The organism is Nocardia caishijiensis NBRC 108228, from assembly GCF_001612825.1.
Lineage (GTDB): Bacteria > Actinomycetota > Actinomycetes > Mycobacteriales > Mycobacteriaceae > Nocardia > Nocardia caishijiensis.
Genome location: NZ_BDBE01000034.1, coordinates 174887 through 192595, shown reverse-complemented (window position 1 = coordinate 192595; position 17709 = coordinate 174887). Strand labels below are relative to the sequence as shown.

Below are 17709 nucleotides of genomic sequence, written 5' to 3'. Positions count from 1 at the left end.
GGAGGCGGGTGGGTAACTCACCGGGGACGGGCTGAGGTGGCCCATCACCTCGTCTGGCCGCCGACGCAAACCTCACCGCACCTGAGTCTGGCCGAAATTCCCGGGGAGGCGGAACTGCTAGGGTCGCTGGCGTGCTTGCCCCGGAGCGGCGTACCCGCGCCGACATCATTGTCGCCGTAGCGATCGCCGTTGTATGTGTGGTCGCGGCGGCCGTCGTCTGGGCACGGGCGGACGCTACGGGCACCGATTCGATCACCGCCGACTCCCCCGCGCCGACCGTCGTCGCCGCGACGCAGTTGCCGGGGACGCTGCGCGAGCGGTGGCACGCGGCGGACGCGGCGAGTTCGCGGGCGCTCGTGGTGGGCAATGTGGTCGTCACCGGTGACGACGGCACGGTGAGCGGGCGCGATCCGGCCACCGGCGAGCAGCGGTGGTGGTATCGGCGGGACATGCCGCTGTGCGGGGTGGAGGCGCAGTGGGGCTCGGTGATCGCGACCTACCGTGACCAACGTGGCTGCAGCCAGACCACGATGCTCGACGCGGATACCGGCGCCCGCAGTATCGCTCGCAGCAGTTACATGGACGACGCGGTCCGACTGTCCGGGGACGGCACCTATCTGCTCGCGCTCGGTCCCGACCGGTTGGAGATGTGGCGGTCGGATCTGGTCCGCACTCTCGAATACGGCTATGTGGACGCCCCCGTGAACCCGAACACCCAGCCGCGCAACGGATGTGAGCTCCGGTCGGCCGCGTCGAGTTCGTCGCGGCTCGCGGTGATCGAGAAGTGCCCGGCCGATCCGAGTGCCCGGCTCACCGTGCTCGCCCCGTCACCGAAGGAAGCCACCGCGCCCGAGGAACACGGTTCGCGGGTGCTCACCGCCCCTGGCGCCGATTCCCCCGAGGTGCGGGTGATCGCGGTGTCCGACGCCAAGATCGCCGTCTACTACCCGCCCACTCCGGCCACCGCGACCGGCCTCGCTCAACCGGCCCGCATCGCCGTGCACGACGGCACCGGCAACGAGGTGTCCTCGGCCGCACTGGCCGAGCCGTGGACCGACCGCACCACCGTCACCCGGCTTGGCTCGGCGATCTATGTGTTCACCGGGAAGAACCTGATCGCGTTGAGCGCCGCCACATTACAGCCGACCTGGACCGTGCGTGACGTACTCGGCACTCCGGCGTCGATGGCGGGCAAACTGTTGGTTCCGGTGGCCGACGGGATGCTCGCGGTGGATTTCGCCACCGGAACGACCGTCGCCCGGATCGCGGTGCGCCGCAGCGACTACGGCGGTGACCCCATCTCCACGGCGGTCCTCGGTGACACCGTCTTCGAACGACGCGGCGGCAGGCTCTACGCACTCGGCTGACACCGTCGGGCTGTCATGATGGAACCATGTCCGCATCCGACGCCCGTTTGGTCCTGCTCCGCCACGGTGAAACCACGTGGTCCGCGCAACGGAAGCACACCAGCCACACCGATCTGCCGCTGACCGAGCGCGGCGAGGCCCAGGCCCGCGCGGCCGGGCTGGTCCTGAAGTCGCTCGACCTGCGCGACCCGCTGGTGTTCACCAGCCCGCGCGCTCGGGCCAGGCAGACCGCCGAACTGGCCGGGCTCGCCGACATCCACGTCGACGACGAACTGGTCGAATGGGATTACGGCGACTACGAGGGCATCACCACCGCCGAGATCCGCGAGACCGTCCCCGGCTGGACCGTGTGGACTCATCCGGTGCCGGGCGGCGAGACAGCCGAGCAGGTCGGTGCCCGCGCCGACCATGTGCTTGACCGGGCCGAACCGGCACTGGCCGACCGGGACGTGGTGCTGGTGGGGCACGGCCACTTCTCACGCGTGCTGATCGCCCGCTGGGCCGAGTTCGCGGTGCGCGAGGGTCGCCGGTTCGCGATGTCGACCGGCGCGGTGAGCGTTGCCGGTTACGACCATGGGGCACATACGATCTGGGCTCACAACCTGACCCACCGCACCGAAGGAGACCTCCGTTGAGCGTGCGTCGCGCCACCGTGACCGATGTGCCGGCGATGGTCGGGCTCGTGCACGATCTGGCCGAGTACGAGAAGGCCCCGCAGGAGTGCACGCTCACCGAGGCACAGTTGAGCACAGCACTGTTCGGGCCCGCGCCCGCCCTGTTCGCGCACGTCGCCGAGCACGAGGGGCAGGTGGTCGGGTGCGCGATCTGGTTCCTGAACTACTCGACCTGGGACGGCGTGCACGGCATCTACCTCGAGGACCTCTACGTGCGCCCGGAGGCGCGTGGCACGGGCCTCGGTCGGGCCCTGGTCGCGGCGCTGGCCGCCGAGGCGGTCACCCACGGCTACAGCCGGGTGTCGTGGTCGGTGCTCACCTGGAACACGCCGTCGATCGAGTTCTACCGATCCCTCGGCGCCACCGCGCAGGACGAATGGATCGGGTACCGGCTCGCGGGAAGGGAACTGTCCGCGCTCGCCGCGCGGGCGCGGTGACATCGGATGCGTATAGCGTTACCGCACGACTGGCCGAGCACCCCCGAGGACGCTGTCGCCCTGCAGGACCGGCTGCGACCCTTGATTCGCACCGAAAACCCTGTGCCACCGCAATTTTCGATGGTGGCCGGAATCGATTCCGCATACGCCGAGGACGGCACCGTCGCCACCGCGGCGGTAATTCTCGACGCGCCGACCCTGGAAACCGTGGAAACAGCGGTGGCATATAGCGTTTCGACATTTCCCTATGTGCCGGGTCTGCTCGCTTTCCGGGAACTGCCCGCCACCGTCGCCGCACTCGAAAAACTCACGCGCACACCGGATCTACTGGTCTGTGACGCGCAAGGACGCGCACATCCGCGGCGATTCGGCCTCGCCTGTCACGTCGGGTTGCTGACCGGAATTCCGACGATCGGTGTCGCCAAATCGGTGTGGGGTGAATACGCCGAACCCGGGCCGCGACGCGGTGACACCAGCGCGGTGACGATCGACGGCGAGATCGTCGGCCGCGCACTGCGCACCAGGGACGGCGTGAAACCATTGTTCGTTTCCGTCGGTCATCTCATCGACCTCGACACCGCCTGCGCCCAGGTACTCGCGCTCACGAAGAATTTCCGGCAACCGGAAACCACCCGCGCCGCCGACCGACTGTGCCGCGCGGCGCTACGCGCGCGAACCGGCTAGCGCTCCTCGGGCAGCTCGCCGTAGTCCTGCGCCATCCACCGGCTCGACGCGGGCGCGAACAGCGCGGCCAGACCACCGACCGCGACGACGGCGAGCAGGGTGCCGTACAGCGGCTGATGCGAGTCGGTCAGCAACGACCAGGCGACCGGCAGCAACAGGATCTGCGCGATGACCGCGATGGCCCGCCCCCAGCGCTTGCCGCGCAGCAGCGCGATCCCGGCCGCGAGCACCCCGCCGAACAGCGCGATGAACCACATCGCGGTGCCGACGCCGCTGGCCACCGACTGATCGTGACCGGTCAGCGCCCGCACGATCAGCACGATCGCGGTGCCGACACCGGCCAGTCCCTCGAGGGTGACGATCGCACCGGCCACCCGAACGGTCGTCGGGATGCCGCTCTCGCGCTCGGCGTCGTGGTCGGGCTGGTCGCCTGTGGTCATGTCGCGCTCCGTCACGGCGCCCAGCGTACGACCCCCGCCCCGCACCCCCGACCCCTAGGGAGGGGCGTTCGCGGCCCGGCCCGCCGGTCCCTCCCAGGGCCGCGAACCCGCCGCGCCGCAGGCGCGGCAAAATAGACACAGTGCGGACGCTGCTCATCGTTAATCCGAATGCCACCTCGACCACACCGGCCACCCGGGACCTCCTGGCGCATGCCCTGGAGAGCCGGACACAGCTGACCGTTGCGCACACCCAGCATCGCGGCCACGCGGCCGAACTGGCGCAGTGGGCATCGACCCAGGAGATGGACCTGATCGTCGTGCACGGTGGCGATGGGACGGTCAACGAGACCATCAACGGTTTCCTCCCGCTGCCCCAGGTGGCGGACGACCAGGTGTGGCGGCCCCGGCTCGGCGTGATCCCCGGCGGCTCGGCCAACGTCTTCGCCCGCGCGCTCGGCATCTCCCCCGATCCGGTCACAGCTACCAACCAGCTCATCGATCTGCTCGGTCGCGACGCCGACCGCCGGATCGGGCTCGGTCTCGCCGATGACCGGTGGTTCACATTCAGTGCCGGAGTCGGCCTCGACGCGGATGTGTGCGAGTCGATCGACGCGGCGCGGGCCAAAGGTCGCAAGGCCACTCCGGCGCGCTATCTGCGTACGACGGTTCGGCAGTTCTTCCGCGCGCGCGGGCAGGAACCGGGCGTCACCGTTACCGTTCCTGGACACGATCCGGTGGAGTCGGTGTATTACGCCTTCGTCACGAATTCGAGCCCGTGGACCTATCTCGAGGACCGTCCGGTTCGCACGAATCCGGGAACCACCTTCGAATCGGGGCTCGGCGTGTTCGCGATGGGGTCGATGAGTGTGACGCGCACCCTGTTGCTCGCGCGGCAGTTGCTGAGCGAGAATGGAAACCCTAAGGCGGATGCGCTGTTTCGGGTTGACGATGTCGATTCGGTTCGCGTCGACGCACCCGATGAGATCGGCCTGCAAATCGATGGCGACTTCATCGGAAAACGCAAGATGGTGCATTTCACATCGGTACCGAGTGTGCTCGATGTGGTGGCTCCGAAGCCGGTCTGAGCAAGGAACTCTCGAAAAAATCTCCGGGTTGCGCTGCGAAAACCCGCGGACGCGAGTACAAAGGACCGGGCAGGTGCCCCATGTGGGCAGCCTAGAGCGTGATCTCCCCCACGGTGCGCCGCAGACCTATTGACATCTACGGTGATCGTGAAAGCATTCACAAGCAACCGTGCGGAAACATTCGAGTCGCACAAGTGAACGATCCACTAACCAGAGGTGCCCTTTGTGGCGCCCGCGCAAAGGAGCAGAGGAATGGACTGGCGCCACAAGGCCATCTGTCGCGATGAGGACCCCGAGCTGTTCTTCCCGGTGGGTAACAGCGGTCCTGCGCTCGCGCAGATTGCCGATGCCAAGCTGGTCTGCGCCCGCTGCCCCGTCACTGCCGATTGCCTGTCGTGGGCCCTGAAGTCCGGGCAGGATGCCGGTGTGTGGGGCGGAATGAGCGAAGACGAGCGTCGCGCGCTCAAGCGGCGCAACGCGCGCACCCGTACGCGTACCTCCGTCTAGGTAGAACAAGGCGGGCGTTACCGGGCCAGCAGCCCCGGTCCGGTAACGCATGTGAGAACCCGGCACCCATGGGTGCCGGGTTTATTGTTGCCCCGCAACGGTTTCGACGATTCCTAACGAGCCGATCGACGGCCGAGCGGAACACGCAACACCGCGTCGGTGCCGACATCGGCACCGGGGTGCAACCCGATCGAACCACCCAGTTCCGAGGTCACCAGGGTCCGCACGATCTGCAGCCCGAGGCGGTCGGAACTCTCCAGGCTGAAACCGGTGGGCAGACCGCGGCCGTCGTCGCTGATGATGACGTCGAGCCAGCGCGCCGACCGCTCCGACCGAATCGTCACGGTACCGTTCTGCCCCGCGTCGAAGGCGTGCTCGATGGCGTTCTGCACCAGCTCGGTGAGCACCATCACCAGCGGGGTGGCGCGCTCGGCCGAGAACACCCCGAGCGAACCCGCGCGCCGCACCTTGATCCGGGCGGTGTGCACGGTGGCCACATCGGCCATGATCGGCAGCAGCCGGTCGACGACCTCGTCGAGGTCGACCTCCTCGTCCACCGACATCGACAGCATCTCGTGCACCGAGGCGATCGAGGTGACGCGGCGCACCGACTCCGTCAGCGCCACTTGGGCTTCCGGGTTCTCGGTACGACGCGCCTGGAGCCGCAGCAGCGCGGCGACGGTCTGCAGATTGTTCTTCACCCGGTGATGGATCTCCCGGATGGTCGCGTCCTTGCTGAGCAGCGCGCGGTCGCGGCGCTTCACCTCGGTGACATCGCGCACCAGCACCGCCGGACCGGCCAGCTGCCCGCCGGGGCGCATCACCAGGGTGCGCAACAACACGGTCGCGCCCCGCGCCTCGACCTCCATCCGGCGGCCCGTGCGGCCCGCGAGCGCGGCCTGGATGTCGGCGACCACCTCTTGCGCGTCGAAGGGGTCGGTGATGAGCGAACGGGTGGTCACCGCGAGATCCTGGCCGACCAGATCGGCCTGCAATCCCATCCGGTGGTAGGCCGACAGCGCGTTCGGGCTGGCGTAGACCACCTGACCCTGGGTGTCGAGCCGGATGAAGCCGTCACCCGCGCGCGGGCTGGAGTGGGTGGCCGCGCGGTCCTCGGGGGTGGGGAAACTGCCGTCGGCGATCATCTGGCACAGATCGTCGGCGGCCGACACATAGGCCGTCTCCAGCGTCGATCGCACCCGGGAACGTTGCAGATCATTGTCGCGGCTCAGCACGGCGATCACGTCCTCACCGCAGCGCACCGGGATGGCCTCCCGCACCGCGTGCACCGGGCTGACGTCTGCGGCGTCGCTCACCCGCACCTCGGTGTCGGTGCGGACCGCCGCGCCGGTGAGCAGGGCGTCGAATACCTGGGGGAAATCGGTGCGAGAGGCGGTGGTCCCCACTTTGTCGTCGAGGTGCACCGTGGGCGCGGTGGTCGGCCGGATCTGGGCCACGCACACCACGTCGGCGCCGTCGGCGACCGGGCCCGCGCCCACCCACAACAGCAGATCCGAGAACGACAGATCGGCGAGCAACTGCCAATCGCCGACCACGCGTTGCAGATGGTCCACGGCGGTGCCGGGAAGGTCGGTGTGTTCGGCCAGGAGCTCGCTCAGAGTTGCCACGCTGGGTTACCGCTTCGTTTCTCGTGCGTCTTACGCGATGGTGGCGATCAGGTCGCCCGCCTGCAGGACCTGGCCGGGAGCGACGTCGACGGAGGTGACCTCGCCGTCGACCTCGGTGAGCACCGGGATCTCCATCTTCATGGACTCGAGCAGCACGAGAGTCTGATCCACGTGGACGTGGTCGCCCACCGCCACCTCGACAGCGAGCACGGTGGAGACCATCTCCGCGCGCACTTCTTCCACCATGACACCCCGTTCGTAGTCGTGTCGGCCACCGCACGAGCGGCCGTGGCCGTATCCGCCGAAGCTACAGCCAACCACACGTGAAACAATGGCTCTCGATCAGATTGTGCTCCGCGCTGCGGCGGGGAGGACCCAGAGAAGGGAGCTACCTATGGGTAAGCGCGGACGTAAGAAGCGCAGCCGTAAGGGCAACGCGGCCAACCACGGCAAGCGGCCCAACGCCTGAACCAGGCTCGGGACACGAAAAAGGGGCACCCGCCGGGTGCCCCTTTTTTGCTGCCGTCAGCCCTCGGTCGACTCGACCCTGGTGACGGTGATGCAGCGGTGGATCTCCACCTTCAGCCGTTCCCGCAGACCCTCGGGCGCGTGCTCACCACCGCACTTGCGGTTGAGCAGACCCTTGATCTTCTCCTCGATGCCGTACGCCTCGATGCAGGGACTGCAGTGGTCCATGTGTTCCTGCAACCGCGCGCGCGTGGCCTCGTCGCATTCGCCGTCGAGCATGAGCCACACATCCGCGAGTACGGCGGTGCAGTCCATCTCCATATCGGGGTCGCTCACTTCACTACCTCCTGGCGTTCCCCACGGTCGAATCCACGGTCGCGCGCCACCCCGGCGAGCAGACCTTTGAGTTGCTTGCGGCCGCGGTGCAGCCGCGACATCACGGTACCGATCGGAGTGCCCATGATGTCGGCGATTTCCTTGTACGGGAACCCTTCGACATCGGCGTAGTACACCGCCATCCGGAACTCCTCCGGCAACTCCTGCAGCGCGGCCTTGATCTCGTCGTCGGGCAAGGCGTCGAGGGCCTCCACCTCGGCCGAACGCAGACCGGTCGAGGTGTGCTCGGCGGTGGCCGCCAGCTGCCAGTCGGTGATCTCGTCGGTCGGGTACTGCGCGGGCTGGCGCTGCTTCTTGCGGTAGGAGTTGATGTAGGTGTTGGTCAGGATCCGGTACAGCCAGGCGCGCAGATTGGTGCCCTCTTTGAAGGACTTGAATCCCTGGAACGCCTTGACGTAGGTCTCCTGCACCAGGTCCTCGGCGTCGGCCGGGTTCCTGGTCATGCGCAGCGCGGCGCCGTAGAGCTGGTCGAGCATCGGGAGCGCGTCGCGCTCGAACCGGGCCGCCAGCTCGGCTTCGTCGACTTGCGCGCCGGACGCCTCGGCAGGCACCACGTCATCGTCGCTCGTCACACCAATCCCTTCGATCGCCGTAGCCACCGAATCTACCGGCAGCACGGTGTCGGTGGGCAATCGCAGGTCCCCCGACGCGAGGGGACGCTCCTCGAGCAGCAGTGTCACTATCTCTCCTCACAGGGTCTCGGGGGGGTGTGTCACTGCTGTGCAACAGGCACTCCCCCGCCGGTGTTCCCGATCGGCCGGTTTTAGGGTGTGCACATGGCTGCCGCGTCGACGCCCGCGATCAGGGTTCTCACCGTTGCGAACATCGCGCACGAGGTCCACTCCTATGCCCACGACCAGCGAGCGGAGTCCTACGGCGCCGAAGCCGTCGACGCGCTCGGTTACGCGCTGGGCGTGGTGGCGGCGCAGGTGTTCAAGACCTTGGTGATCGAGCTCTCCACCGGCGCGCTGGCCGTCGCGGTCCTTCCGGTTCCGGCCAAGTTGTCGCTCAAGGCCGCGGCGGCCGCGCTCGGCGCGGCGAAGGCGAGCATGGCCGACAGGACCAAGGCCGAACGCACCACCGGGTACGTCCTCGGTGGGGTCTCCCCGCTCGGTCAGCGCAAAAAGCTGGCTACCGTCGTCGACGCCTCGGCACTGGCGTGGGACCGGGTGCTGTGCAGCGCAGGTCGACGCGGCCTGGAGATCGAACTCGCCCCCGCCGATCTGGTGCGCGCGGCGGGCGCGGTCACGGCACCGATCACCGCGTAGCAATCCGATCACAGTCTCGTTCCGAATCCACTACCGACGCATTCCGCGCCCGGTACGACCGATTTGACCCGAGGATGTGATGCGAGAAATGTCCACTCGTTCGACGATCGCCACCCTGTCCCTTGCCCTGCTGCTCGGCTTCGGTGCCGTGGAGGCCGCCGTGCCCGCGGCCGCGATCCCGCCGGTAGCCCCGTCGGCGCCGACCGATCCCGGCGACTATCCGCTCAACGGTCAGGGCACCAGCCCGAAGAACGCGCCGGGGGCCGAGCAGAACGAACAGGCCGAGAAGACGGAGAACCTCGGCGGCGGACTGGCCACCGAGATCATCGACCTGGTGACCGGCGCCATCAAGTGCGGTCTGAACATCGCCACCGATTCGGTGCCCTGCCCGCTCTGAGTTCCCCAGGCGGCCGGGCACGATCACAGCAGTGTGGTCTGCCCGGCCTCTTCGTCGGGAACCAGCAGTTCGGGGCCGTTGTTGCGCACATTGTTCACCAGCGTGGACACCGGGCGCACGACGATGTTCGACACCTCGTCGGCCGCCGGGCCACCGAGTAATTCGGCCGGGGCCGGGTGATCCGGGTCGAGCCAGGCGTCCCAGTACGTACGCGGCATCGGCAACGGCATGCGGTCGTGGACGCGGGCGAGATCGCCGACGGCGTCGGTGGTGAGAATGGTGCACGACATCAGCGGCTGCGCGTCCGGTGTGCCGCGATCCCGCCACACCGACCACAGCCCGGCCATATAGATCCGCGAGCCGTCGGCGTGGGACATGAAGAACGGTTTCTTGACCGCCTTGCCCTTGCCGGTCGGCGCGGGCTCGACGAGCCACTCGTACCAGCCGTCCATCGGGACGAGGCACCGCTTGGACTTGGCCGAGTCACGGAACGACGGTGCCGTGACGATCTTGTCGGCCCGCGCGTTGAACAGCGGTTTACCCTTGGCCGGAACACCCGGCTCGGCCGCCTTGGTCCAGTGCGGGATCAACCCCCAGCGCATCCGGCGGATCCGCAGGCGCGGATCGTCGTCGGGATGCTCGTGCTCGTGGCGTTCGACCACGGTGAGCACCTGGCTGGTCGGGGCCACGTTGTAGCTCACCGTCTCGTCGGGGTCGTCGAGGTCGGTTTCGTCGACCGCGTCGAGCTCGGCCGCCAGGCGACCGGGGTTGGTCGTAGTCGCATATCGTCCGCACATGAGAACCATGGTGGCACCGGAGTCCGACAAGTTCGGCCGACGCGGCGACGCGAATTCCTACGCCACCCGTGTGTCCGGTCCGCACATGAGAGAGGATGGGCGGGTGAGTTTCTGGCCAGCGCCCCACATCGAGGTCCCCGTCCACGCGACCGTGACCCTGCCCGGTTCGAAATCCATCACCAATCGCGCGCTCATCCTCGCCGCACTGGCCGATGGGCCGTCCACCCTCACCGGCGCCCTGCGCAGCCGCGACACCGATCTGATGATCGGCGCCCTGCGCGCCCTCGGCACCGAGATCGTCGGCGACGCCGAAACGCTCGAGGTGACCCCGGCGCCGCTGCACAGCGCCGCCGTCGACTGCGGTCTCGCGGGCACCATCATGCGATTCCTGCCGCCCGCCGCCGCCCTGGCCACCGGTGATGTCGCCTTCTTCGGCGACGAGCAGGCCAGGCACCGGCCGCTGTCGACCATCCTCGACGCGCTGCGCGCCCTCGGCCTCGACATCGAGGGCGACGCGCTGCCGTTCGTGGTACACGGCACCGGGGCGCTGCGCGGCGGCGAGGTCACCATCGACGCCTCCGGCTCCTCGCAGTTCGTCTCGGGCCTGCTGCTCTCGGCGGCCCGTTTCGAGCAGGGCATCACCGTCAACCACAGCGGCGGTGTGCTGCCCTCGATGCCGCACATCGAGATGACGGTGGAGATGCTGCGCCGCGCGGATGTCACCGTCACCACGCCGAGCGACGTGCGCGGCGCGCAGACCTGGACGGTGGCGCCGGGCCCGATCCGCGCCGTCGACTGGGAGATCGAACCCGACCTGTCCAACGCGACGCCGTTCCTGGCGGCGGCCGCGGTCACCGGTGGCGAGGTGAGTGTGCCGATGTGGCCGCGCGGCACCACCCAGCCCGGTGACGTGATCCGCGAGATCCTGGTCCGCATGGGCGCCGAGGCCCGCGTCTTCGACGGGATCCTCACCGTGCGCGGGCCGGAACGGCTGGCGGGTATCGATATCGATCTGCACGATGTCGGCGAGCTCACCCCCACCGTCGCCGCGTTGGCCGCGCTGGCCGACTCGCCCTCGGTGCTGCGTGGCATCGCGCATCTGCGCGGACACGAAACCGACCGTCTCGCAGCGCTGTCCGCGGAGATCAACCGGCTCGGCGGCAAGGTCACCGAGACCGCCGACGGGCTCGAGATCGTGCCGACCCCGCTGCACGGCGGGCAGTGGCACTCCTACGCCGACCACCGGATGGCCACCGCCGGTGCGATTCTCGGCCTGCGGGTGCCCGGCGTCGAGATCGAGGACATCGGCACCACCGCCAAGACCCTGCCGACCTTCGTCGCACTGTGGGAGCAGATGCTGGCGCCCGCGTTATCGGGTGAAGGAGTGGCGCGCTGAGTCGCCGAGGACGCACCGCGGCCAGCTACGACGAATCCGATGTGCGGGTTCGTCCCGGCAAGGCCTCCCGCCCACGCACCAAGACCCGGCCGCAGCACAACGACGCCGAGGACGCCATGGTCGTCGCGGTGGACCGGGGCCGGTGGGGCTGCGTCCTCGACGGTGATCCCGACCGGCGCATCGTCGCCATGCGGGCGCGCGAACTGGGCCGTACCCCGATCGTCGTCGGCGACCAGGTGGGGGTGGTCGGTGATCTCACCGGCAAGCCCGACAGTCTGGCCCGGATCGTGCGGGTCGCGGACCGGCGAACGGTGTTGCGGCGCACCGCCGACGACACCGATCCGTTCGAACGGATCGTCGTCGCCAACGCCGAGCAGTTGTTCATCGTCGTCGCCCTGGCCGATCCGCCGCCGCGCACGGGTTTCGTCGAGCGGGCCATGGTGGCCGCGTATGCCGGTGGGCTGGAACCGATTCTGGTGCTCACCAAACGTGATCTGGTGGCGGAGTCCGAATTCGCTTCGGCCTTCGAGGGTTTGGAGCTCGAGATCCTGTATGCGGGGATCGATGATCCGATCGAGCCGGTCGTCGAGATCCTGCGCGACCGGCTCACCGCGCTCATCGGCCACTCCGGGGTCGGCAAGTCGACGATGGTGAATCGTCTTGTGCCCGACGCGTATCGGGCCGTCGGCGAGGTGTCCGGGGTGGGTAAGGGCAAGCACACCTCCACCCAGTCGGTGGCGTTGCCGTTGCCCGGCGGTGGGTGGGTGATCGACACGCCGGGTGTGCGGTCGTTCGGTCTGGCCCACATCACTCCCGACGACGTGATCGCCTCGTTCACCGATCTCGCCGACGCCATCGAAGACTGTCCGCGCGGCTGCACCCACCTCGGGCCGCCCGCCGATCCCGAGTGCGCGCTCGATCAGCTGCCCGGCGTGGAGCGTCGGGTCGCCGCGATCCGGCAGTTGCTCACCGCGCTGATCTCCAATGAGGCGTGGTAGCACTCGATTCGCGCGCGAATGGGTCTCGGTAGGATTGCGAATTCGACTCGCGTTCGCTCGCGTTCACGACTGCGACACTCCGCGCCGGTACGGTCATGCCCATGAAGCCACCGGCGATCGGATATCTGCGCCGCGACATCTCGGGTGTCGCCCAGTCATGGGACGAAACGCAGATCCGTTCCCTAGCCGAACGCCTCGGCTACCGCTTCACCAAGACCGTGGCCTTCAGCGACCGCACCACCGATCCGCTCGGCCGCCTGCTCGAGGTGGTCGCCGCCACCTCCGCCTCGGCCGTGGTCATGCCGAGCCTGGCCCACCTGGGTGACGCCTTCCCGCACACCCTGCTCGCCGCCTGCGACATCGTCACCGTCGCCCCCGAGGTGACCCACACCCGCACCGCCCCCGCCTTACCCGCCTAGCCGACATCCACTCGGCGGAGTCGAGCCGTTGGGGCATTCACAGATCAGTTCAGCGGACGGTAGCGGCCGTCGGGGTCGGTGGTGAGGCGGCCGCGGCGGGTGGCGAGGGTGAGGGCGGCTTCGATGCGGTCTTCGGCGATCCCGGTGCGTTCGTGGGCGAACTGGGTGAGCGTGGACCAGACGAGGTCGTCGAAGGTGGGACGATTGTGCTGGGCGACATGGGTTATCGCGTTCGCGAGCTCCTCGCCGCAGATGGTGTCGATGGGGCGGGTCGTGCCGGGGGTGGTGAAGCGGAAGCCGCGCCAGGTGGCGGGGTCCAGGTCGGACGGCCAGACGAAGACGCCGAGCGGGGTCGCGCGCACAAGGGCTTCGGGGACTTGGCCGAGGACACAGATCTGTTGCTTCTCGGAGGGTTTCGGCACGCCGAAGCGTTGCGCGACCAGGGTGACCAGGCGGCCGCGTTCGATCGGGCCCTCGATGGTGATGATCTCGCGGACCGCGTCACGCACCCGGACCGGAATGGTCGCGGCGCTGTCGCGGTCGAGGTCGAGCGGGGAACCGAGGACGCTGGTCGGTGCGCTCGCGTAGGGGATGCCGGTGGGGAGCCAGTGGTGGATGCCGCGGGTGCTGGTCACCCATTCGGGAATCTGGGTGACGGTGGCAGCGATCGGGGCCGAGGGCGGGGTGTAGGCCGTATCCGGGACGGGCTTCGGCGGGGTGACAGGTGGCATCGGACCGATCGGATGACCCCAAGGCGGTGTGCCATCGGGTGTGTGACCTACCGGAGGCCCGAGATATGCGGGGCCCGCGGCACGAGGGCCGATGTGCGCGGAACCCGTGCCACCCGCATACGGGATGCCTGAGGGCGGGGTGTGCCGGGGCTGCCGGGAGTAGGTGCGCCGCTTGTGGCGGTCACCGACGACGAGCTGCCAGATCGAGACGCCCGCCAGCGCACACCCCGCGCCGAAGAACACCACGGCCAGGGTGATTTCGAACGGACTGTCGTTGCCGATACCGGTGAAGTATCCGACGCTGCCGAGCAGAACCCCGAAGGCTCCGGCCAACAGCCCGACGACCCAGCCGATTCTGCCGACCCACTGCACGCCCGCGATCTCCACTTCCGATGGCCGACACCGTCCCCTGTCAGCGATGCGAGCAGCTTACTCCGCCGGGAACACCCCGCACGCACCTCAGCAACGGAGTTCGGCCGCCAGCGCCTCGATCCGGCGGCGCATCGCATCCTCGGGTGGCCGCAGCACGGCGAGGTCGTCGCGCAACCGGGCGACGAACCGCGCCGCCCGCGCGTGGTCACCGGCGGCGGGCAGCTGCTCGGCGAGGGCGAGCCGGACCAGCAACGCCTCGTCGCCGAATTCGTTGTCGGCCGACCGTATTTCGCCGAGCATCCGGTACAGCTCGTCGACCGCGGCGGCGGGGGTGAGTTCGCCGAGGGCGGCGCGACAGCCGATCGCGGCCACGCGTGCCCGTCTGCCCCCGGTGCCGGTGGCCGCCTCGATCGCCTCGACCCGCTGCCACTGCGCCAGCGCGCGGCGTTGTTCACCGGAATGTTCGAGCGCGGTGGCGATATCGCGGTGCAGGTCGCCGAGCTGCGGGCTGTCGGGCCCGAAGCGTTGTTCGGCCTGGTCCACGATGCCGAGCAGCACGTCGGCTGCCTGCGCGGTGCGGCCGAGCGCGAACAGTTCGCGATACCGTGCGGCGGCCTCGGCCAGTCCGGTGGCGGGCGGATCGCGCGGCGGCGGATCGCGTGGAGCGGGGTCCATCGGGAGGTCGGCGGGCGGATTTGGTCGGCGGAAGATCCGCGTCGGGTCGGGGTGGGTGCGCGCGGCGGCGTCCTCGGGGGCACCCGGTGCGGGCAGGAACGGCAGCAGCCGCTCGTAGACGAGCCGCGCGCTCGACGGCCGCTGCGTCGGATCCTTGGCCAGCAGCTCGAGGACGAGCGCTTCGATCGGCGCGGGCACGTCACGACGCAGGGCGCGCAGCGGCGTCGGCGGCTCGGACAGGTGCCGATTGTGGGTGTCGAACTCCGAGCGGGCCTCGAAAACCCGTCGCCCACTGAGCATCTCGTGGAGCACACAACCCAGTGCGTACAGGTCGGCGCGTGGGCCCGCCTCCTGCCCGTTCACCAACTCGGGTGGCATGTAGGCGGCGGTGCCGAGCACCGATCCCGTTCTGGTGATCCGGCCGGTGCTCCCGTCGAGCAGCGCCGCGATCCCGAAGTCGATCACCTTCACCGTGCCGTCGCGGGCGATCACGATATTGGCCGGTTTCAGGTCCCGGTGCACCACCGGCAGCACATGGGCGTACGACAGTACCGTCGCGATCTGCGCGGCGATCGCGACAGCCCAGCCGAGCGGCAACTCACCGATCTCGGCCAGGTGGTCGCGCAGCGTCACGCCGTCGATGTGCTCCATCACCAGGTACACACTGTCGGCGCGCGCGTCGAGCACGGCGTCGAACACCTGCGGCACCCCGTGATGCCGGATCCGCGCGGTCACCCGGGCCTCGCGCCGGAAGCGCGCGACGAACTCGTCGACGAGATCGGCACGGGAAGCGAACTGCCGCACCGCGATCCGCTTGACGGCGACGGGCCGGTCGAGCACGGTGTCGTAGCCCGACAGCACCTCACCCATGCCGCCCGCGCCGAGCACCCCGGTGATCTCGTAGCGCCCGTCGACGATCTCGCCCACCACTACCCCCAGCTCGATACCGGTACCGGACGCCAGCACGATACCGGTACCGACGGGGATCACCCGGTTGGCGGCTCCAGCGCACCCGCTGTGAGACCGGTGGCGATGAGGTCGGCCGCGTCGCGCGCGGCGGCGGCGGCGGTGTGGGCGGTGACCCGCAACTGATGCAACCGGCGGAACGCCGACCCGAAGCGTTGTTGCTCCGCGATCGGCAGCAGTGGAATGCGCAGCCGGGCGGGATCGAGGCGGATGGTCGTGGTGCCGTACATGGCGGCCGCGTTGTCGGGGCTGCCGATGAATCCGGCGAAGAACCAGGGGTCGACCCGCGCGGGATCGGTGCGGAACACGAGCACGCCGGGCCCGGGCACGGCACCGAGATCGGTGCCTTCGGCGACGCGGGCACCCTGGGCGGCGCCGTGGTCGTCGCGCAGACGCGACACCAGGACGTCGCCCTCCTCGATCGGCTCCCCCACCGGCGAGCCCGGGGTGGTGACGCCGGAGGGAGCGCGGCCGGCGAGCAGGTCGTGACCGGTGAGGACGGGTCGCTGCGGTTCGTCGGCTGGGGCCGGGTCGGTGGTCGCGGTGACGATCCGAACCGCCTTTCCCGCGATCAGGTTGCCGACGGCCACGGGGCGCCAGTCCGTTCCGGAGCCCGAATTCCATTCCCGCACAGTCTCGGCCACCGATCGCAGCTCCCCGAGGCGTTCGCCGAGCACACCGATCGCGAGGTGGGCGGCCGCCGAGGCGTTGCCCGGGTCGACCGCCGCACGCACCTGACGGGCGGGGGTCAGATCGACGTCGTCGTCGAGGACATCCATCACCCGCACCACGGCGGTGACGTCCGGGACGGTCGCGGCCTGCGCGTCGCCGGAGTCGAACTCGCGCCAGGATTCGAGCACGGTGCTCGCCAGCTGTGGCCAGTCCGGCTGGCCTCCGCGATTCGGCAGCCGGGTGGTGTCGGCGAACAGCAAGGTGTCGCCGGGACTTCCGACGCCGGGTCGGCGCAGCACCCACAGTTGCAGCCCGACCTGACGTGGGGTCGACGCACCCGGCGGCAGAGCGATCACCGCGCGCAGCGCACCGGCCCGCAACAGTTCCATGCGGATCCGCCGACCGGAGGAGCGGGCCGCGACAGCGGGCGGTAGGAGAAGTACCGCGGTCGCGCCCGGGCGCAGATGGGCGAGGGCGTGCTGGGCCCAGGCGAGTTCGGATTCGCCGCGCGGTGGCACCGAGTACACCCAGCGTGGATCGAGCGCGAGTTCGTCGGCGCCCCAATCCCGTTGCGAGTACGGCGGGTTCGACAGGACCGCGTCGAATTCGGCGTCGGGGAACGCGTCGGCGAGCAGCGCGTCACCGGCGCGGATATCGGCCTTCGCCCGTGGTGCGAGGGTGCCGAGCGCGGCGGCGGTACGCGCGGCCTGCACGGGGAGGATGTCCTGCCCGCTCAGCTGTGTCGCGCCGAGTCGGGTGGCCTCGAGCAGCAGGGTGCCGCCACCGCAGGCGGGATCGAGGACCGAGTTCGGCGCGGGCGAGGTCGCGGCGGCGAGTAGGTCGGCCATGAGGGCGGCCACGAGTTGGTCGGTCGGATAGACGCCGGTGCTCGGCCCGTCGAGGCCGCGTTCGGACAGCACGGCGAGCGTCTGGCCGACGCCGACCTCGTCGACGGCCTCGCGGATGGCCACGCGCACGGTGTCGGTGGCCTTCGCGCGTGGATCGCCGACGAACGCCATCAGCGCGACGACCTCGTCGGGCGCGACCTCCGCGCGCAGGAGGGTGCGCAGACGCTGGACCGGGGAATCGGCGGCGGTGATGCCGTGGCCGCGCAGCCACTGCCGCACCTCGGCGAGGTCGAACAGCGGCCGTTTCTCCGATCCGCCCGGCACGGGTGCGGGGAAGTCGGCATGGCGGCGCCGCCAGTTGCTCACGGTGGCGCGGGTGACGCCGGCCAACCGGGAGATCTCGGCGGCGGCCACGGTGGGCGTCGAGTCGGGCATGGGTCTCCTCTCGGCCCCCGGCCGTGCGGGCCAGGTAGTCAAGGTCAAA

21 protein-coding genes are annotated in these 17709 nt (G+C 69.5%); 12 read left to right on the top strand and 9 right to left on the bottom strand.

Features of this window, described 5'->3' with window-relative positions:
• Window positions 1-131: 131 nt before the first annotated feature.
• Genes NC7_RS19100 through NC7_RS19085 form a run of 4 tightly spaced genes read left to right on the top strand, consistent with a single transcriptional unit; the run spans window position 132 to window position 3162 of the window.
• Window positions 132-1367: an Rv3212 family protein gene (locus NC7_RS19100; protein WP_067984990.1), complete on the top strand. Its 1236-nt coding sequence runs from the start codon at window positions 132-134 to the stop codon at window positions 1365-1367.
• A 26-nt stretch (window positions 1368-1393) separates the two neighbouring features.
• Complete coding sequence (locus NC7_RS19095) at window positions 1394-2002, top strand: acid phosphatase (RefSeq protein WP_067984988.1); 609 nt, start codon at window positions 1394-1396, stop codon at window positions 2000-2002.
• A gap of 35 nt (window positions 2003-2037) precedes the next feature.
• Window positions 2038-2478, top strand: a complete 441-nt coding sequence (locus NC7_RS19090) for a GNAT family N-acetyltransferase (RefSeq protein WP_067985144.1) — start codon at window positions 2038-2040, stop codon at window positions 2476-2478.
• Window positions 2479-2484: 6 nt separating this feature from the next.
• On the top strand, window positions 2485-3162 hold the full coding sequence (locus NC7_RS19085; protein WP_067984987.1) for an endonuclease V: 678 nt from the start codon (window positions 2485-2487) through the stop codon (window positions 3160-3162).
• Here NC7_RS19085 and NC7_RS19080 read toward each other — a convergent pair.
• Window positions 3159-3602 (bottom strand): hypothetical protein, encoded by a 444-nt coding sequence (locus NC7_RS19080; RefSeq protein ID WP_067985143.1) that lies wholly within the window; start codon window positions 3600-3602, stop codon window positions 3159-3161. The two genes, NC7_RS19085 and NC7_RS19080, sit on opposite strands and share 4 nt — an antisense overlap.
• Before the next feature lie 140 nt (window positions 3603-3742).
• Between NC7_RS19080 and NC7_RS19075 the strand changes: the two genes are divergently transcribed.
• Together NC7_RS19075 and NC7_RS19070 are read left to right on the top strand one after the other, a co-directional pair.
• Window positions 3743-4687, top strand: coding sequence for a diacylglycerol/lipid kinase family protein (locus tag NC7_RS19075; protein WP_067984985.1), 945 nt, complete (start codon window positions 3743-3745; stop codon window positions 4685-4687).
• 252 nt (window positions 4688-4939) lie between these two features.
• Window positions 4940-5194 carry a WhiB family transcriptional regulator gene (locus NC7_RS19070; RefSeq protein ID WP_022567051.1) on the top strand — a complete coding sequence of 85 codons (255 nt, stop codon included), beginning with the start codon at window positions 4940-4942 and terminating at the stop codon, window positions 5192-5194.
• Between the two features lie 113 nt (window positions 5195-5307).
• Here NC7_RS19070 and NC7_RS19065 read toward each other — a convergent pair whose 3' ends face one another.
• Both NC7_RS19065 and NC7_RS19060 read right to left on the bottom strand, forming a co-directional pair.
• The gene (locus NC7_RS19065; protein WP_067984983.1) at window positions 5308-6822 is read right to left on the bottom strand and encodes a sensor histidine kinase; all 1515 of its coding nucleotides are present in this window, start codon (window positions 6820-6822) and stop codon (window positions 5308-5310) included.
• Between the two features lie 30 nt (window positions 6823-6852).
• Window positions 6853-7068 (bottom strand): biotin/lipoyl-binding carrier protein, encoded by a 216-nt coding sequence (locus NC7_RS19060; protein ID WP_067984981.1) that lies wholly within the window; start codon window positions 7066-7068, stop codon window positions 6853-6855.
• Between the two features lie 148 nt (window positions 7069-7216).
• On the opposite strand from NC7_RS19060, the gene NC7_RS30550 reads away from it, so the two are divergent.
• A complete protein-coding gene (locus tag NC7_RS30550) occupies window positions 7217-7291 on the top strand; it encodes a 50S ribosomal protein bL37 (RefSeq protein WP_022597109.1) in 75 nt (24 codons plus the stop codon).
• A 56-nt stretch (window positions 7292-7347) separates the two neighbouring features.
• Here NC7_RS30550 and rsrA read toward each other — a convergent pair whose 3' ends face one another.
• Together rsrA and NC7_RS19050 are read right to left on the bottom strand one after the other, a co-directional pair.
• Window positions 7348-7611 (bottom strand): mycothiol system anti-sigma-R factor, encoded by a 264-nt coding sequence (gene rsrA / locus NC7_RS19055; RefSeq protein WP_067637392.1) that lies wholly within the window; start codon window positions 7609-7611, stop codon window positions 7348-7350.
• Window positions 7612-7622: 11 nt separating this feature from the next.
• Window positions 7623-8366: a sigma-70 family RNA polymerase sigma factor gene (locus NC7_RS19050; protein ID WP_084458601.1), complete on the bottom strand. Its 744-nt coding sequence runs from the start codon at window positions 8364-8366 to the stop codon at window positions 7623-7625.
• Between the two features lie 96 nt (window positions 8367-8462).
• Between NC7_RS19050 and ybaK the strand changes: the two genes are divergently transcribed.
• Both ybaK and NC7_RS19040 read left to right on the top strand, forming a co-directional pair.
• Window positions 8463-8954, top strand: coding sequence for a Cys-tRNA(Pro) deacylase (gene ybaK / locus NC7_RS19045; protein ID WP_067984977.1), 492 nt, complete (start codon window positions 8463-8465; stop codon window positions 8952-8954).
• A gap of 88 nt (window positions 8955-9042) precedes the next feature.
• A complete protein-coding gene (locus tag NC7_RS19040) occupies window positions 9043-9351 on the top strand; it encodes a hypothetical protein (RefSeq protein WP_067984975.1) in 309 nt (102 codons plus the stop codon).
• Window positions 9352-9374: 23 nt separating this feature from the next.
• On the opposite strand, the gene NC7_RS19035 is transcribed toward NC7_RS19040, so the two are convergent.
• The gene (locus tag NC7_RS19035) at window positions 9375-10148 is read right to left on the bottom strand and encodes an SOS response-associated peptidase (protein ID WP_067985141.1); all 774 of its coding nucleotides are present in this window, start codon (window positions 10146-10148) and stop codon (window positions 9375-9377) included.
• Between the two features lie 85 nt (window positions 10149-10233).
• Between NC7_RS19035 and aroA the strand changes: the two genes are divergently transcribed.
• From aroA to NC7_RS19020, 3 genes are all read left to right on the top strand, one after another.
• Complete coding sequence (gene aroA, locus NC7_RS19030; protein WP_067985139.1) at window positions 10234-11544, top strand: 3-phosphoshikimate 1-carboxyvinyltransferase; 1311 nt, start codon at window positions 10234-10236, stop codon at window positions 11542-11544.
• Window positions 11541-12542 (top strand): ribosome small subunit-dependent GTPase A, encoded by a 1002-nt coding sequence (gene rsgA, locus NC7_RS19025; RefSeq protein WP_236573514.1) that lies wholly within the window; start codon window positions 11541-11543, stop codon window positions 12540-12542. Before aroA ends, rsgA begins: the two co-directional genes overlap by 4 nt.
• 101 nt (window positions 12543-12643) lie before the next feature.
• Window positions 12644-12961 carry a hypothetical protein gene (locus NC7_RS19020; protein WP_236573484.1) on the top strand — a complete coding sequence of 106 codons (318 nt, stop codon included), beginning with the start codon at window positions 12644-12646 and terminating at the stop codon, window positions 12959-12961.
• A 44-nt stretch (window positions 12962-13005) separates the two neighbouring features.
• Here NC7_RS19020 and NC7_RS19015 read toward each other — a convergent pair whose 3' ends face one another.
• The 3 genes from NC7_RS19015 to NC7_RS19005 form a co-directional block, all read right to left on the bottom strand.
• Entirely contained in the window at window positions 13006-14079 is a 1074-nt protein-coding gene (locus NC7_RS19015; RefSeq protein ID WP_067984970.1) for a hypothetical protein, read from the bottom strand.
• A gap of 72 nt (window positions 14080-14151) precedes the next feature.
• The gene (locus tag NC7_RS19010; RefSeq protein ID WP_067984968.1) at window positions 14152-15729 is read right to left on the bottom strand and encodes a serine/threonine-protein kinase; all 1578 of its coding nucleotides are present in this window, start codon (window positions 15727-15729) and stop codon (window positions 14152-14154) included.
• Window positions 15726-17660 carry an N-6 DNA methylase gene (locus tag NC7_RS19005; protein ID WP_067984966.1) on the bottom strand — a complete coding sequence of 645 codons (1935 nt, stop codon included), beginning with the start codon at window positions 17658-17660 and terminating at the stop codon, window positions 15726-15728. Before NC7_RS19005 ends, NC7_RS19010 begins: the two co-directional genes overlap by 4 nt.
• Window positions 17661-17709 lie beyond the last annotated feature (49 nt).

Excerpts from the sequence above, each read along its gene's own strand:
- NC7_RS19060 (WP_067984981.1), bottom strand. The coding sequence starts at position 7,068 with ATGGTGGAAGAAGTGCGCGCGGAGATGGTCTCCACCGTGCTCGCTGTC.
- rsrA (WP_067637392.1), bottom strand. The coding sequence starts at position 7,611 with ATGGAGATGGACTGCACCGCCGTACTCGCGGATGTGTGGCTCATGCTC.
- NC7_RS19040 (WP_067984975.1), top strand. The coding sequence starts at position 9,043 with ATGTCCACTCGTTCGACGATCGCCACCCTGTCCCTTGCCCTGCTGCTC.
- NC7_RS19095 (WP_067984988.1), top strand. The coding sequence starts at position 1,394 with ATGTCCGCATCCGACGCCCGTTTGGTCCTGCTCCGCCACGGTGAAACC.
- aroA (WP_067985139.1), top strand. The coding sequence starts at position 10,234 with ATGAGAGAGGATGGGCGGGTGAGTTTCTGGCCAGCGCCCCACATCGAG.
- NC7_RS19005 (WP_067984966.1), bottom strand. The coding sequence starts at position 17,660 with ATGCCCGACTCGACGCCCACCGTGGCCGCCGCCGAGATCTCCCGGTTG.
- NC7_RS19080 (WP_067985143.1), bottom strand. The coding sequence starts at position 3,602 with ATGACCACAGGCGACCAGCCCGACCACGACGCCGAGCGCGAGAGCGGC.
- NC7_RS19085 (WP_067984987.1), top strand. The coding sequence starts at position 2,485 with ATGCGTATAGCGTTACCGCACGACTGGCCGAGCACCCCCGAGGACGCT.
- NC7_RS19070 (WP_022567051.1), top strand. The coding sequence starts at position 4,940 with ATGGACTGGCGCCACAAGGCCATCTGTCGCGATGAGGACCCCGAGCTG.
- NC7_RS19020 (WP_236573484.1), top strand. The coding sequence starts at position 12,644 with ATGAAGCCACCGGCGATCGGATATCTGCGCCGCGACATCTCGGGTGTC.
- ybaK (WP_067984977.1), top strand. The coding sequence starts at position 8,463 with ATGGCTGCCGCGTCGACGCCCGCGATCAGGGTTCTCACCGTTGCGAAC.
- NC7_RS19090 (WP_067985144.1), top strand. The coding sequence starts at position 2,038 with ATGGTCGGGCTCGTGCACGATCTGGCCGAGTACGAGAAGGCCCCGCAG.
- NC7_RS19035 (WP_067985141.1), bottom strand. The coding sequence starts at position 10,148 with ATGTGCGGACGATATGCGACTACGACCAACCCCGGTCGCCTGGCGGCC.